This is a genomic window from Enterobacter sp. ZOR0014 (assembly GCF_000798855.1).
Taxonomy (GTDB): Bacteria; Pseudomonadota; Gammaproteobacteria; order Enterobacterales; family Enterobacteriaceae; genus Enterobacter; species Enterobacter kobei.
The window spans coordinates 1-15,068 of record NZ_JTLF01000091.1 but is presented as its reverse complement, the minus strand read 5'-3'; the positions used below and the strand labels follow the sequence as shown (position 1 = coordinate 15,068).

The 15,068-nt window shown below is 58.4% G+C and carries 7 protein-coding genes; 3 read left to right on the top strand and 4 right to left on the bottom strand.

Annotated features, from left to right (window positions below):
- Positions 1 to 58 precede the first annotated feature (58 nt).
- Positions 59 to 10,168 carry a BapA/Bap/LapF family large adhesin gene (locus L977_RS04330; RefSeq protein WP_047624953.1) on the bottom strand — a complete coding sequence of 3,370 codons (10,110 nt, stop codon included), beginning with the start codon at positions 10,166 to 10,168 and terminating at the stop codon, positions 59 to 61.
- A 764-nt stretch (positions 10,169 to 10,932) separates the two neighbouring features.
- Here L977_RS04330 and L977_RS04325 point away from each other — a divergent pair.
- Genes L977_RS04325 through L977_RS04315 form a run of 3 tightly spaced genes read left to right on the top strand, consistent with a single transcriptional unit; the run spans position 10,933 to position 12,786 of the window.
- Positions 10,933 to 11,460, top strand: coding sequence for a tetratricopeptide repeat protein (locus L977_RS04325; RefSeq protein ID WP_047624952.1), 528 nt, complete (start codon positions 10,933 to 10,935; stop codon positions 11,458 to 11,460).
- A 7-nt stretch (positions 11,461 to 11,467) separates the two neighbouring features.
- On the top strand, positions 11,468 to 11,998 hold the full coding sequence (locus L977_RS04320) for a sigma-70 family RNA polymerase sigma factor (protein ID WP_048996643.1): 531 nt from the start codon (positions 11,468 to 11,470) through the stop codon (positions 11,996 to 11,998).
- On the top strand, positions 11,995 to 12,786 hold the full coding sequence (locus tag L977_RS04315) for an anti-sigma factor family protein (RefSeq protein WP_023331123.1): 792 nt from the start codon (positions 11,995 to 11,997) through the stop codon (positions 12,784 to 12,786). The genes L977_RS04320 and L977_RS04315 overlap by 4 nt, the downstream gene beginning before the upstream one ends.
- On the opposite strand, the gene L977_RS04310 is transcribed toward L977_RS04315, so the two are convergent.
- The 3 genes from L977_RS04310 to L977_RS04300 form a co-directional block, all read right to left on the bottom strand.
- Entirely contained in the window at positions 12,778 to 13,338 is a 561-nt protein-coding gene (locus L977_RS04310) for a YceI family protein (RefSeq protein WP_047624950.1), read from the bottom strand. The two genes, L977_RS04315 and L977_RS04310, sit on opposite strands and share 9 nt — an antisense overlap.
- 104 nt (positions 13,339 to 13,442) lie before the next feature.
- Positions 13,443 to 13,799, bottom strand: coding sequence for a hypothetical protein (locus L977_RS04305; RefSeq protein WP_047624948.1), 357 nt, complete (start codon positions 13,797 to 13,799; stop codon positions 13,443 to 13,445).
- Between the two features lie 494 nt (positions 13,800 to 14,293).
- A complete protein-coding gene (locus L977_RS04300) occupies positions 14,294 to 14,761 on the bottom strand; it encodes a hypothetical protein (protein WP_047624946.1) in 468 nt (155 codons plus the stop codon).
- Between the last annotated feature and the right edge of the window lie 307 nt (positions 14,762 to 15,068).

Sequence of the window (15,068 nt, the reverse complement as noted above, 5' to 3'; positions counted from 1 at the left end):
AAGTGCAGCTTTATTATTAATCCCCGGGCGCTGTGCGCCCGGGTTAGTACTACAGCTGTTATGTGGTAATGATGTGTTGCTGGTTAACGAGCTCGTCGTAGGTGGTTTGAACGCCATCAAGCGTCACGAGCGTGGTATTAGTGTAGGTGCTCCCTGCACCGTCACGGTCGATGGAGATCACGGTATTACCATTACTATTAGTGACATGGAGGTAGTTCCCGAGCGTGGAGGCGCTACCGTTCCAGCCCACCAGCAGGTCGCTAATGTCGATTTTATCCCCCTGCGCCAGCGAGAAGCCGGTCCAGTGGTCGCCCGCGGTGCTGCTGACGTTCCCCCCCGTGGCATTCCCTACCGTATTGTTCAGCACCTGGTAAATCAGCGTGTCGCCGTAGGCGGTGCCGGTAATGACGTCGTTGTGTTCAGAGCTGATGAACTGCGGCGCCATGTTGATGGTCAGCGAGGCGCTGTCCGTCTTCCCGGAGGCATCGGTCAGGGTGTAGTTGAAAGTCTCCTTCGAGGTCATGGATGAGAGCGATACCCCGCTGTTGAGGGTATAGGTGTAATGCCCGTCAGCAGCAATCGCCAGGGTGCCGTAATGGCCGGTGATATTGACGGTGGCGCTGCCGGTGTACGGATCCAGCGTGGTGGTCACGCCGTTGTAGCCGGTAATACTGACGCGTGTATCCACCGAGTGGAGCTGATCCAGCACGCCGCCCGAGTCGGTGCCGTCAAAGATATTGCCGTTGACGGTGTGAGTGCCCGTGGCGTCAAAATCAGTCAGCGAGTAAGTGGTGCCGTTGACGCTTGGGGTAATGGTAATGTTCCCGACGCTCAGCCCCGGTACGCTACCGGTATAGCTCAGCGTGTAGGTCCCTGCGTTGAGATCCAGCCCGGTCAGCGGAACGTCAATACTGCCGTTCAGTAACGAAATGCCGCCGAAGGAGCCGCTGCGGATCACGCCCGAGCCGTCGCTGATTGTCCAGTTCACCGTCAGTCCGCCCAGCGACAGCAGCGAGGCCACGTTAAAGTGCAGCGAGGCGTTATGCAGCGCGGTGTTTGGATCCACCACAAAAGTTCCGCTGCCGCTACCCTGGGTTGACGAGAGCAAGGCAGTCGTCCAGCTTGCCGTACCCACGGTGGTATCGGAGTACGCTGACGTATGGTGTACTGACGTTACATCCATCACGGCGCTAACATCGTTCACCGCATTCATCGGCTGGGCGGTTGGAGTGATGTTGAGCGATGCCGTGTCTTTCGTGCCGTCTGGCGCGGTGACGGTATAGACGAAGGTATCCGGCGTGCTGATATGGTCCACACCGACACCACTCCTCAGGGTATAGGTGTACTGACCGGATGAATTAATGGTCAGCGTACCGTATTCCCCCTGAATGGTGGTGGTGCCAGTGCCGTTGACCGCCACGCCGTTCACTTCGGTAACCAGCGTGCCTGCTGGAACCGGGTCATTCGCCAGCACGTCGCCCGTGGTCGTCTCGCTGATACTCGATACGCTGTAGACATGATCCTGCAGAACGCTCAGCGTGTAGGCCGTCAGGGCGGTGATCCCGGACGCGGTATTCAGCAGGAACAGGTACTCCCCGGCAGGCAATTGCAGCGTTAGCTGAGATGACGTGCCGCCCAGCAGCGGGGCACGCAGCCAGCCCGACTCGACGCGTACCTGCTCGAAAGTCTGGGTGGCGTTGTTAAATTTATAGACGTACAAATCAAACACCGACGCCAGCGCCACGCCGCCCACGGAGGCCTGGATGGTCATGGTGCGAGTGGTGCCTTCCTCCACGTTATAGATAATGGGGTTGGTCATATCGTCCAGCAGGTTAAGCCCCAGCGTGTTGCCGAGATTGATACCCACCAGGGTAAAGCCGCCCTGAGACGAGGTGCCGTTATTGATTTCGTGCACGCTGGTGTCGAAGGTCAGGGCGTTGGTATCGTCCACGGCGACAATGCCGTTGCTGACGGTTCCCGTTCCGAGCGACACCACCAGCTGTGCCGAGGCGCTGACGCCGTTATGGGTGATGGTGTAGGTGAAGCTCTCTGTCCGGCCAATGACTGCCGCGCTGGTGTCGGTCAGGGTGTAGGAGTAGCTGCCGTCGCGGTTAATGGTCAGCGTACCGTATTGTCCCTGGACCACCGTCCCGTCGGCATTGATGTTGGTGGTAACACCTTGCGCATTCGTAACGGCGGAGATCGTGGTTCCGGCCGGGGCGTTGTCGCTGCCAGCGGTCGGGTCTGTATCCAGAATCACGTTCCCGTTGAGGCTGGTATCGCCCGTGACCGTGCCCGGACCGGTCTCTTTCACCGCCACGTCGAGGCTGGTGTAGGAGCCGGTCGCCAGCAGGTTGGTGTTATAGCTGAGCACACGGTAGTTGCCGTCAGCCAGCCCGGTCAGGTTCAGCGATACGCCGGTGGCACCGAGGGTCAGCAGGTCAGCAAACTGCGGCTGTCCGGTATCCACCACGGTGGTCCAGGCGCCGTTGACGTAGTGCTGCACCACCAGCTCAAGGGTGTTAAGCAGAGAGAGCACAGCCCCCGTGGCGTTGGCGTTCACCACGATATCCGCGCTCCCGCCGTTGCCCACCGTGAAGTTCACCTGCGCGGTGTCGTTCCCGAGCAGCGTCAGGACGTTGCCCACGGCGCCGACCAGCAGGAAGCCGTAGTCGCTGTACTGGCTGTTGGTGACGGTGGCCGTGGTACTGAGATCCAACTCTTCGATGTTATTGCTGGCGGAGAGCGGCACCACCGGCGCGAGCGCCGAGCCGGGCAGCGAGGTGTTGCCCGCCGCGTCGGTGGCGGTGATCTGCAGCGTCTGGCCTTCGGTCTGTTTATTCGTAAAGGTGTAGCTGTAGGTGCCGTTACTGCCCGCAATGGCGGTTACCGTTGAGCCGTCCGCAAGGCGGATACTGACTGTGCTGCCGGCTTCCGCATTCCCGGTCAGCACGCTACCGTCGGCGTTGAAGGTCCCGGTAGGGGCCGTTGGGGCGGTTGTATCGACGGTAATCGTCGTCACGGTGGACGCCACGCTGGTGTTGCCCGCCGCATCGGTGGCCGTGGCGGTGAAGTTATGCGTGCCTTGCGTCAACGTGGTGGTGGTTTGTGGCAGGGTCCAGTTGCCGCTGGCATCCGCGGTGACGGTACCGACCAGCGTGATGCCATCGTAGATCCGTACCGTCGCATTGGCTTCTGCGGTCCCGCTTAGCGTTGGGCGCGTGTCGTTGGTCGGGCCGGTTACCGGTCCGGTGACGCTGCCCACATCATCAATCACCGAGCTGATGACGGGCGCTGCCGGGGCAAGGGTATCAACGTTAATCACATACCCGGCGGTTGGCGCGCTGACGTTGCCCGCCGCATCGGTGGCGGTAAAGGTTAAATTGTGCGAACCGTTGCCCAGCGCCGGGGAAGGGGTAAAGCTCCATGCCCCGCCGGTGGCCGTCACGCTGCCAATCTGCACGCCGTTATCAAAGATTTTCAACGTCGATCCGGCTTCCGCCGTCCCGCTGAGGGTTGGCTGGGAATCGTTGGTCAACCCGCCGTTAGCAACGGGCGTTGCCGCATTGCCCACGTCGTCCAGAATGCTGGTGAGCACTGGCAGCGCAGGCGGCGTGGTGTCTATCGTCAGACTGAAGCTTGCCGACGACACGCTGGTGTTGCCTGCCGCGTCCGTCGCCTGGGCGGTGAAGCTGTGTGCACCCGTTGTCAGCGTGGTATTGAGCAAGATACTCCAGTTACCGGTGCCGTCAGCAGTCCCTGTCCCGACCAGCGTGGTTCCCTCATAGATATTCACCGTGGCAAACGGTTCACTGGTTCCGACGAGGCGCGGTACGGTGTCGTCCGTGGTCTGCCCGGACGTGATCGGGCCGGTGATGCTGCCTACGTCGTCTATCGCCTGGCTGATAACCGGCGCGTTCGGGGGTGTGGTATCGACAACCAGGGTAAAGCCTGGCGAAGCCGGGCTGACGTTCCCCGCAGCATCAGTGACGGTGGCGGTCCAGGTATGGCTGCCGCTGGACAGCGGCGTTGACGGCGTGAAGCTCCATGCGCCGGTACCGTCTGCCAGCGCGGTGCCGATCGGCTGCCCGTTTTCATACACGGTGACCGTGGCGTTGGCCGTCGCGGTGCCGTTCAGCGTCGGCGTGGTGTCGTCGGTACTCTGCCCGGAGGAGAGTGGGGTTTGAACGCTGCCCACGTTGTCTGCTGCGGTTGAGATAACCGGCGCAGACGGCACGCCAGTATCTACCGTCAGGTTAAACGGCGCTGTCGTACTGCCGGTGTTGCCTGCCGCGTCGGTGGCATTGAATGTGATGGCATGCGGCCCGTCGCTCAGGTCACTCCCCGGGGTGAAGGTCCAGTTACCCTGGGCATTCACGACGGCGGTGCCAATTTCGTTACCATCAACGATCACATGCACTGTAGAACCCACGTCACCCGTGCCGTTGAAGGTCGGACGCGCGTCATTGGTGGTGTTGCCTGACGTAAGCGTCCCGGTGACTGGTGCGATATCGTCGATCACGCTGGTCACTACTGGCACGACCGGACCTGCGGTATCGACGGTAAAGGTGAAGACGGAGGAGTTAGCCGAGGCGTTGCCCGCGACATCCGTTGCGTACACGCGCAGGGCGTAGCTGCCGTCGACCAGCGGCGTGGTCGGTGTGAAGGACCAGTTTCCGCTTCCGTCGACGATTGCAGTACCGATCTGCGTACCGTTGTTCATGATGTGGATGGTGCTGCCCGCCTGTCCGGTACCGCCGATCGTTGGTGTGCTGTCGTTGGTTACCTGCCCGCTGGTGAGGTTGCCCGTGATGCCGCCAGGGACGTTGTCATTCACCGTATCCAGCGTTGGCACCGTCGGTGCTGTCAGGTCAACCACCACGCTCCAGGCGCCTGAGACTGCGCTGACGTTACCCTGCGGGTCTGTCGCCTGAGCGGTGAAGCTATGCGAGCCTTCGGCGAGTGCGGTGTCCGGGGTAAACGTCCATGCGCCGGTGCCGTCCGCCGTAACCACGCCAATCTGCGTGCCGCCGTCGAATATCGTCACCACGCTGTTGGCTTCCGCCGTTCCTGAAAGGGTTGGCGTGGCGTCGTTGGTTGGTGTGCCGCTGACCACGGTTGTGGCGGAATTGCCCACATTATCCGTTACGTTAGTGATGACCGGCGTGGTGGAAACGGTATCCACCACAACGGTGAAGCCCGCAGAAGGCGCGCTCTGGTTCCCCGCCGGATCGGTCTCGCGGATGGTGAGTACGTGAGTGCCCTCCGCCAGCGGAGAAGGTGGCGTGAAGCTCCAGGTGCCGGTATTGCCGACCACTGCGCTGCCCAGCAGCGTCCCGTTGTTATAGACGGAGATGGTATCTCCCACCGCGCCGGTGCCGGTCAGCGTCGGCTGGTTGTCGTTGGTGGTCTGGCCGTTGGTTAACGGACCGGTGCCTGGACCCACGTCGTCAATCACCGCGCCGATGGTCGGTGTGCCCGGTGCGGTGAGGTCAACGGTGACGCTGGCGGCAGGAGAGCGGCCGCTGGTCGCACCGTTGAGTGTCGCGGTTACCTCAAAGGAGTGCAGACCTTCGCCAAGCGCGGCCGGTGTATAGCTCCAGTTGCCGCTGCCGTCGGCCGTTACCGTCGCCACAGGCGTCAGGCCACCGTCCTGATAGATGGTTACCAGGCTGCCCGCTTCGGCCGTACCGGTCAGCGTAGGCGTGATGTCATTGGTGGTTTTGCCTTTTACATCGCCCGTGAGCGGCGCTGCGTCATCGTTGATTGCTGTAATGACGGGAATATCAGGAAGATTAGGCAACGTACCGATGACGTTGTAAGTCGCATCAGGGCTGGTGCGCCCCGAAGCATCGGCGGCACTCACGGTCAGAGACGCGCCGTCCTGCGGTGCCGGGCTGACCGCGATGGAGAAGTTGCCGGTGCTGTCGACAACACCAGTCCCAATGACGGTGCTACCGTTCATCACGGTAATGATGCTTCCCGCTTCGGCGGTACCGGTCAGTGGCGTCCCTTCTGCAGCCAGGTTCAGATTGTCAGGGGCGGTTGGGTCGAGAGTATCAACCGTGACGTTAAGCGGCGCAGAGCTGGCTGAGGTGTTACCGGCTGGATCGCTGGCCGATACGGTAAAGGTATGTTGTCCATCCGCCAGCGTACTGTCGGCTGTCCAGGTCCAGGAGCCGTTCGGCTGAACCGTTACCGGTACGGCGGATGGCGTGCCATCCACCGAGACGATAACGGTCGATCCCGGTTCACCGGTTCCGGTGAGCGTTGGTACACCGTCGCGGGTATAGAGCACATTGTTGGTGAGCTGGCTATCTGAGACGGCATTGATCTGCGGGATCGCAGGCGCAACGGTATCGAGTGTCACGGTAAATACCGGGCTGGGCGCGCTGACGTTACCTGCCGCGTCGACGCCCGCAACGGTGATATTCAGCGGGCCGTCCGTTTGGGCTGGCAGGTCAAGATTCCATTCTCCATTAGCCACGACGACGCGTCCCACTTCGACGCCGTTGTTGTAGACGATCACCGTCTCACCGTTAACACCCGTACCGCCAACTGTCGGCGTGGCGTCTGTGATGAAGCCACCGCTCGGCTCGCCGCCAACGGCGCTAATTACCGGCGTATCCGGTGCCACGGTATCCACGGTGATGGTGATCGCCGGTGACGCGGCAGAGACGTTGCCCGCTTCATCGGTAGCGGTGGCGGTATAGACGTGGCTGCCCTCGCCAATATTGCTGTCAGGACGCCAGCTCCAGTTGCCGGTGCTGTCTACCGTGACGGTGCCAACAACGGTCGGTATGCCATTGACGGTGTCGGTGATGTTGATAACGTCGTTCGCCGTTCCGGTGCCGCTCAGGACCGGACGCGGATCGTTGGTGGTTCCACCATCGGGAACGGGGCCGGTGACCTGACTGACGCTGTCGGTAATAACCGGTGCCGCAGGTGTCACTGGCGGGTCAGTGTCAATGGTGATGGTTACCGGCTGTGACGGCGCGCTTTCGTTACCCGTGCCGTCCATGTTGGTCACGGTCAGGGTAATGTCATAGGTGCCGTTAGGCAGCGGTGTGGCAGGCGTCCAGGTCCAGTTCCCGGTACCGTCCACCACGACATCATCAAGTTTGACGCCACCGTCGTAGATCGTCACCGTATCGCCCGGATTGCCGGTGCCGCTCAGGGTCGGCGTGGTGTCGCGGGTGGTTTCTCCCGGGTTCAGCGGCGTTTCTGTTCCGTCAGGATTGACGGTAATTGCCGGGATATCCGGCGTGGCAGGCGCCACGGTATCCACCGTCAGCACAAACGGGCTGGAGACAGTAGTATTGCCTGCGGCATCCGTGGTATGCACCGTCAGCGAATGCGGGCCGTCGGTGAGCGGGGTAACAGGCGTAAAGCTCCAGCCGCCGCTTCCGTCAAGGGTGGCGGTGCCGAGCAGCGTTGTGCCGTCATAGACGGTGACGACCGCGTCAGGCGGTGCAGTACCCTGCAGCAGCGGCTGGGTGTCATCGGTGGTATCGCCGCTGCTGAGCGGTCCCTGAACGCCGCCGACATCATCCGTCACGCTGGCGATAGTCGCGGCCACAGGCGGTGTGGTATCGACGATAACGTTGAAGCCGGTTGACGGCAGGCTGGTGTTACCTGCCGCATCGGTGGCGACAACGGTAAAAGAATGAGGCCCTTCGCCAAGCGGAGCGGTGAGGGTATAGGTCCACGTGCCGTTGCTTCCGACCGGGACCGTGACAAGATCGGCGCCATCCAGGCGGATGGTGACCGTTGAGCCCGGTTCAGCCGTGCCGTTGAGCGTTGGCGTGGTGTCGTTGGTACTGCCGTTGGGGCTAAGCGCACCGAGGCCCTCGGGGGCATCATCCACCACCTGAGTAATGACCGGCGTAGCGGGCGCCACGCTGTCAATTATCAGCCCCCAACTGTTGGACACGCCGCTTGTATTGCCTGCCGCATCGGTTGCAACTGCCGTCAGGGTATGCGGACCCTCTCCCAGTGGTGTGGAAGGGGTAAAGCTCCATGCACCGAGGCCATCAGCGACGGTGGTACCTATCACCACCCCGTCAGCACGAATGGTGACCGTGGCGTTTGCCTCGGCGGTGCCGCTCAGCGTCGGGGTGGCGTCGTTGGTGGTGTCATTCAGGTTGAGCGAGCCAAGCGTTCCCCCGGGAGCATCGTCCACGACCTGCGTAATCACCGGGGCATCTGGTGCTGTGCCGTCAACGGTAATCGTCCACGCGTTCGATTGGCCGCTCGGGTTACCGGCAGCATCTGTTGCTGTCGCCGTCAGCACATACGTACCGTTAGACAGTGGTACAGGCGGCGTAAAGCTCCACAGGCCGGATGAGGGGACATTCACCGTACCGAGAATATCGCTGCCGTTAGATATCGTGATGGTTGAACCGGGTTCGCCCGTGCCGTTCAGGGTCGGTGCCCGGTCGTTGGTCAGCCCATTCTGACCCACGGGGCCGGTTGTGGCCTGCACGTCATCAATCACCGATACGATAACCGGGGTCTGCGGTGGGGTCGTATCCGGTGCCGCCGCCGCGGTTGCGGGGCCTGTATTGCCTGCGGCATCGGTGGCGTTTGCGGTCAGCGTTTCGCCGTTGAGCTTAGGCGGGGTCAGCGTCAGGGTGAAGTTACCCTCACTGTCTGCCACCGACGTGCCAAGGATGACATTGCCATCCCGGATGGTCACCGTGCTGCCCGGCTCTGCGGTACCGCTGATGGAACCGCCATCATTTGACACGACGAGGTTTCCGGGGGCCAGCGGCGGGGTAGTGTCAACGGTGAAGGTGATAGGCGCTGATGCCGCACTCTGGTTTCCGGCGGCATCGGTTTCCACGACGGTTATCGAGTGTGCTCCGTCCGGGAGCGGACCGTCTGGCCTGATGCTCCAGGTGCCGTTGGGCAGTACGGTTGTGGTACCCACGACCACACCATTATCGTAAATGGTGATGGTTCCGCCCGGCTCACCCGTTCCTGCCAGGATCGGTTTTGATGCATCGGTCGGGGTGCCAGAGGTGATGGTTCCTCTGATAGCCCCCGTGTCGTCAGTCAGTACGATCGCCGTCGGCGTTGCCGGCGGGGTGAGATCGACGGTCAGCGTGAAGACCGGTGAAGCGGGGCCGGTATTACCGGCGGCGTCAGTTGCCCGCACCGTAATCTGGTGGGTACTTTCGCTCAGATCAACTGACGGGGTGAATGTCCAGGTGCCATTGCTGGAGACGACGGCCGTGCCGATGGCGATCCCGCCGTCATAGATCGTCACGGTTGAGCCCGCCTCGGCGGTGCCGCTGAGCTGCGGCCGCTGATCGTTGGTGCTGCTGCCGTTAGTCAGCGCCCCCGTTTGAGGGCCGACATCGTCCGTTACGCTGCCAATCGTTGGGGCATCGGGGGCGGTGAGATCCGGCGCGGTCACCGTTGCGCTCTGGCTGGTATTCCCTGCCGCATCCGTCGCAGTTGCGGTGACATGTTCACCGTTGATCAGCGGAGTGCCGAGAGAAACAGTAAAGTTGCCGTCGCTGCCGGTTTTCCCTGTGCCGATAACGTTGCCGTTTGCATCTTTCAGCGTGATTGTGCTGCCGGGTTCAGCGGTACCGGTGACGGTTTTCCCGTCCGACGAGAACGTCAGGTTCGAAGGTGCATTCGGCGGCGTGGTATCCGGTGTTGAAGGTTCACCTGGCGTGCCGGGGTCAGGATTAGGATTAGGGTTACCGTTATTGTCATCGTCACCCCCCCCGCCACCACCACCGGAGCTTGCCGCCGCCGCGATGCCGCCTGCGGCAACAATACCGCCCAGCGCCCATGGCCAGATGGCCGCGCCACCGGTATCACTTCCGGATGCCGCAAGCAGCACGTCTGTCGACGCGATAGATTCATACGTGGCGGCCCCGGCAGGATCTTCTATCCACCATAACGCACCGTCGCTGTCCTGGAGTACCAGCTGGCTTACGCCCTGCGCGTCCGTGACGTAGAAATTTTTAAGGGTTATTACTTCCCCTGAGTGCAGTGTCACCACCAGATCGTTACCACTTCGCGCGAAATGGGAGACATCAGCTCGCTCTACATGAAGCTCAACGATAGAGGAATGGCTCAGCGTAACCTGTGTGCCTTCCGTCGTAGTTTCCACGCCAGTAAGTTTTGATATAACAGAGATTTGGCTCATTTCGTTATGACTCCAGCAGAGTTACCGTGAACGGCGAGCAAGACGAGCCATCTCTGTAGAAGGTAAAGGGCGCCCCCGGCGGAGTGACTGTTAATTAAACAGTCCTCACCGTCTTTTTTAGAGCGAACGATGCCCGCCAGAATTCAGAGTGGCAACATCAGAGCGAATCTAATTACATATGAAAGAAATACGTTTTATTTGTGTTTTGCGTCTTTTAAAACCCTGTAATTAATAGAGGAATTCGTTTTGAGGAGATAAAAATGATATAGCCAGAAAACTCTGAATGTGCAAATTAAGCTTGCGTAAATAAAGGGGTAAACAATGAAGAGGGCATTAATGTATTGATGGTGTTTATTGATGTGTTTTTCTATCGTTATGTTTTTAATGTCTTTTTATTTTCCGTGTGTTGTGACTTAGTCATCCTGAAGATGCAGTGTAATTATTGGTGGGAGATGTTTTAAATATAATTTAAATTGTGATTATTTAATCGTGCTTAATGTGTGTTTAAGTTAGGGTAACGTTTTTGATATAAGATATATTATATCACCGATGTAATAAAATATATTCTTGTAGGGGGTTAAAACTCTGCTAGCGGTTGCAGGATAATAAAAATGCGAAGATAGATATAAAATAACCTGATTTATTTTCAATGTGATTACGTCGCAGGCATGATTTTCTGGACGGTAAAAAATCGCGGAAGAATGAATAAAAACCGCCAGTCGGGCGTTTACTGACGTCACTCCCTTCTAACCCAGGAGCTTTATATGAACACGACCTCGTTTCGCCTGATCCCGGTGCTGATTTTTTCCCTGCTGTCTCCGCTGGCGCTGGCAATGGGCGATAATAGTACCGAGAGCAAAACGCCCGACTGTCCTTCCGGACAAGTGTATGACAGCGCCACCCAGAAATGCGTGCCGGACAAGAGCAGCAGCCTCAGCGATCATGACAAAACCAACTATGCGTACCATCTCGCGAAGAAAGGGGAGTACCAGGCGGCGCTGAATCTGCTTGATTCACTGAAAAATAGCAATACGGCTGAAGCGTGGAACTATCGCGGGTTCGCCACGCGCAAACTTGGCCGTACGGACGAAGGCATTGGTTACTACCAGCGCGCGCTGGCTATCGCACCGGATTATGCCAAAGCCCGGGAGTATCTCGGTGAAGCGTGGATGGTAAAAGGACGACCCGATCTCGCGAAAGAACAACTGAAGGTGATTGCCGGTATTTGTGGCCAGTCCTGCGAGGAGTATCGCGACCTGCAGGCCGCCATCAACGGACATCCGGAATCCTGATTTTCTCGTGGAGGGAAAACTCATCGCAACCAGTGAGGTTCGTCAACAGTTAGCCGCACACCTGTCGCGTCTCTGGCGCTATGGACTGGTGTTGTCGCGCAACAGGGATATCGCCGAAGAGCTGGTTCAGTCCACCTGCGTGCGTGCGCTTGAAAAAAGCAGCCAGTATACGCCGGGCACACGCATCGACAGGTGGCTGTTCGCGATCCTGCACTCCATCTGGATCTCTGAACTTCGGGCGCGATACGTGCGTCAGGGGCAGGGATTTGTGGCCAGCGACGAACTCCTCGCGCCGGATACCCGCGAACAGGATGAGACGCGCCTGCATTATCTGAAGGTGATGCAGCGCGTTAACGCCTTGCCCGAAGCCCAGCGTAACGCGGTATTTTTGGTTTATGTCGAAGGCTTTACCTACCAGGAGGCGGCGGACACGCTGGCAGTGCCGATCGGTACCGTGATGAGCCGGCTGGCCACGGCACGGGCTCGGCTTGCCAGGTCCGCCGACGCACTGCCTCCGGTAAAGGAGAAACGTTCTTGAACGCGCACCGTTTTGCACCGCCCTATAACGACGACGCTATCGTGGCATGGATAGATGGCGAGATGTGCCGCGCCGACGCACAGCAATTTGAAGAGCATTTAAACAGTGACGAACGCCTCTCCGGGCGAACCGCCGAACTGATGAAAAGCAGCCAGGATTACGCCGGGGCGTTTGCCTCCCTGCTGGATGATGCGCCTCTTGAGACGATGCAGGCGCGTCTGACGGCGCTTCCTGACCCACGGCCCTCCACGCCGGTTGGCGTCAGCAGGCGGGCGCTGATTGCCGCGTCGGTCAGCTTTTTGATGGTCGGCTCCGGGCTGGGCTACCTGTTGCGGCCCGCTTCCGCGCCAGCGGATGAGAACGCCCATATTCGCGACCTCGAAGCGCAATATATGTCCCTGTACAGCGTCGAGACGCTGCTGGATATGGACAGCGCAGCGCCGGTCCTGCAGCGCGGGCTCGAACGGGCGGCGCAGGATATCGGCATGAAGCTAACTATGTCGCAGCTTATTCTGCGAGGGGCAGAGCTTAAAATGGTGCGCATGCTGCGCTATGAAACGACCTCTATCGCGCAGATTGCCTGGCTCAACGCCGACTACGGCCCAATGGCGCTCTGTATCTCGCCTGTCGATGAGAAGGCGACGGCCTCGCTCCGCCAGGAGCAGCGGCACAGCATGAACCTGGCGTGGTGGCAGGATGCGGGCTATCAGTTTGTCCTTATTGGCCGCAATCCGCCGTCTCACCTGCGGGCAAACGCGGAGCAGCTACAGCGCCTCATCTCAGGATGACGGCACATCGTTCGTCTTGATTGCAATGGCAATGGCTATACGATCGTCCACGACCAGCGCAAACTTATCCATTCCATAGGATGCGCGCGAGATCGCCGTGGTGGCATCAAGCCGGGGGGACTGTGCATGCGGGTCTTTCAACACGGCCTCCAGGATCACCGGCCGGGCAATGTTTCGTACGATCAGCGTGCCGAATACCCTGAACCGCCCGGCGCTCTGAGCGACCACGCGTGAGCTAATGAACTCGATGGTCGGGTAGCGCTCGGATTCAAAAAACATGTCGCTTTTCAGCTGCCAGGTGAGCAATTTGTTAGAAGCCACCAGAGTTGATACGGGAATGGTGACGTGAATATGGTCGTCGACGTCGTTATCCGGGTTGAGCGTCACGGCACCCGTCACGCCGCTGAACGTCGCCCAGGAGAGAATGCCGCCGAAGGCATGCCACGATAGCCGAATGGCGGTGTTATCGCTGTCGATAAGATAGCTTTTTGGGGCGGCGTACAGGGAAGGACATAACAGAAGGGCGGTCAGAATGGCAAAAAGGCGATACATAGTGGTTTCTCCGATAAACGCGCACTGCGTAAACGCCTGAGGGGCTAATTGTATTCGAAGAAATAAAAAAGGCCGCAAGCGCGGCCTTTTTTTGAGCGTAAAGATTACTCAGTGACTTTCTTTTCCAGCTCGCTGGCACCTTCTTTGGTTTTGTTCCAGCCTTTCTCAGCGCCTTCTTTGGTGGCATCCCACCCTTTCTCGGTGCCTTCTTTGGTTTTATGCCAGGCTTTCTGGGAATCTTCGCTGACTTTACTACCCAGGCTCTCGCTTTTACCTTCCGCAGCATGCTGCTGTTGCAGCTTCAGCTCTTCACCTTTGTTCTGCTCTTCGTGCAGTTTTTGCTTCGCCTCATTGGCGTTTGCGTTCGCTGCCGCGACGGTATCATCAGTTGCATGTGTGGTCGCAGCAAATACTGGGGAAGCCAGCAGAACGGCAGATAATGCGATAATTGTTTTTTTCATAATGTCCTCATTTAACGTTTTCGGTTATGAGCGTAATTCAGCATGGCACAGGCGAAGCGGGATGGCTTTAGGAAAAAACTGTAATGAGATTAATGCATCCTGACGCGGGGTATTTCGCCTGAGGATTATCCAAAGGATAAAACGCCTATTTCTGCGAGGGCGGCGAGGGTCAGGAGAATGAAGATGATGACGGTTATGGGTCTGTACATGGTGGGTTTCCTTCCGGGTGGGGGCGGCTAATCCGTAGCGCTGGGTGGTATTTTTTTATTCTGAATCGCGGGAGGGGAGGTGTCGTTGATGTGTGTCAAAGGGAAAGGGGAGCGGTGGGGGGATGGTATTGAACAGCCCGCAGCGGTTGTACCGAGTAGGCTTTCAGGATTTCATCAGATGAATGGGGTTATTACCGATTCTGGTTGGCTATCTGTGTCTGCATAATTCTCAGAAGCATTTATCAAGCTCAGCAGAAAGCCTTTTCATTATGTTAAATAATGACTTCAGCTTACGTTTTCCGACGCCGGTGTGGCAGAAATCGTTATGTACTTTTTCAGACCAGACTCCCGTTTAACACCTTTTGGATCGGAAACAAAAGGAAGCCGCAGGCGAGGTGAAACTGATACTTTCAGTGTCCAGATATTGTCCCCAATAAACCTGAAATCTACGCTATCGTCAGTGATCTGGAGATCCGAAAAACTCCCTGTCGAGTACTCATTTCCAATACGAACAATTTCTTTAAGTCCGTCATGAACGTCAATAAGGGCAATCGTCAGGAATTCCTCGAAAATAATGTCATCCGTAAGAAACAGGATGTAACGCTGCTCATTAACCTGGACCGCTGCTTCAAACACTTGCCCCGGTACAATAATGCCGGTGCTTTTACCATTTAGCACAACGTCAGATTGAGCCTGAGATACATCGGTAGCGTTGCGAACCTTAACCAAAGATATTGAATTAACCTGTTGCATAATCAATTCCACAAACGTCCCATTTCCCATGCAGCAAGAGCGCCGCCGACGAAGCCACCGATGAGCACACAAACAGGCGCGCCTGGCCCACACATTAATCCGGCCATTGCGCCACCTGCAGCAGCACCAGCAATACCTGCACCGTTAATAGCTATCTGTCTGCCTGATTCAGAAACTTTATCATCAGCGGTATAAATTTCGTAAACAGAAATCGCGATTGAAAGAACAATCAGGCCCCTTCCAATGCGAGATAATTGGACTTACGCGACCACGCGTAAGGTAAACGCCTATGTGAACTGCCATCATG

Bases quoted from the DNA above. Each gene is read 5' to 3' on its own strand.
- L977_RS04305 (WP_047624948.1), bottom strand. From the start codon at position 13,799: ATGAAAAAAACAATTATCGCATTATCTGCCGTTCTGCTGGCTTCCCCA.
- L977_RS04325 (WP_047624952.1), top strand. From the start codon at position 10,933: ATGAACACGACCTCGTTTCGCCTGATCCCGGTGCTGATTTTTTCCCTG.
- L977_RS04310 (WP_047624950.1), bottom strand. From the start codon at position 13,338: ATGTATCGCCTTTTTGCCATTCTGACCGCCCTTCTGTTATGTCCTTCC.
- L977_RS04300 (WP_047624946.1), bottom strand. From the start codon at position 14,761: ATGCAACAGGTTAATTCAATATCTTTGGTTAAGGTTCGCAACGCTACC.
- L977_RS04330 (WP_047624953.1), bottom strand. From the start codon at position 10,168: ATGAGCCAAATCTCTGTTATATCAAAACTTACTGGCGTGGAAACTACG.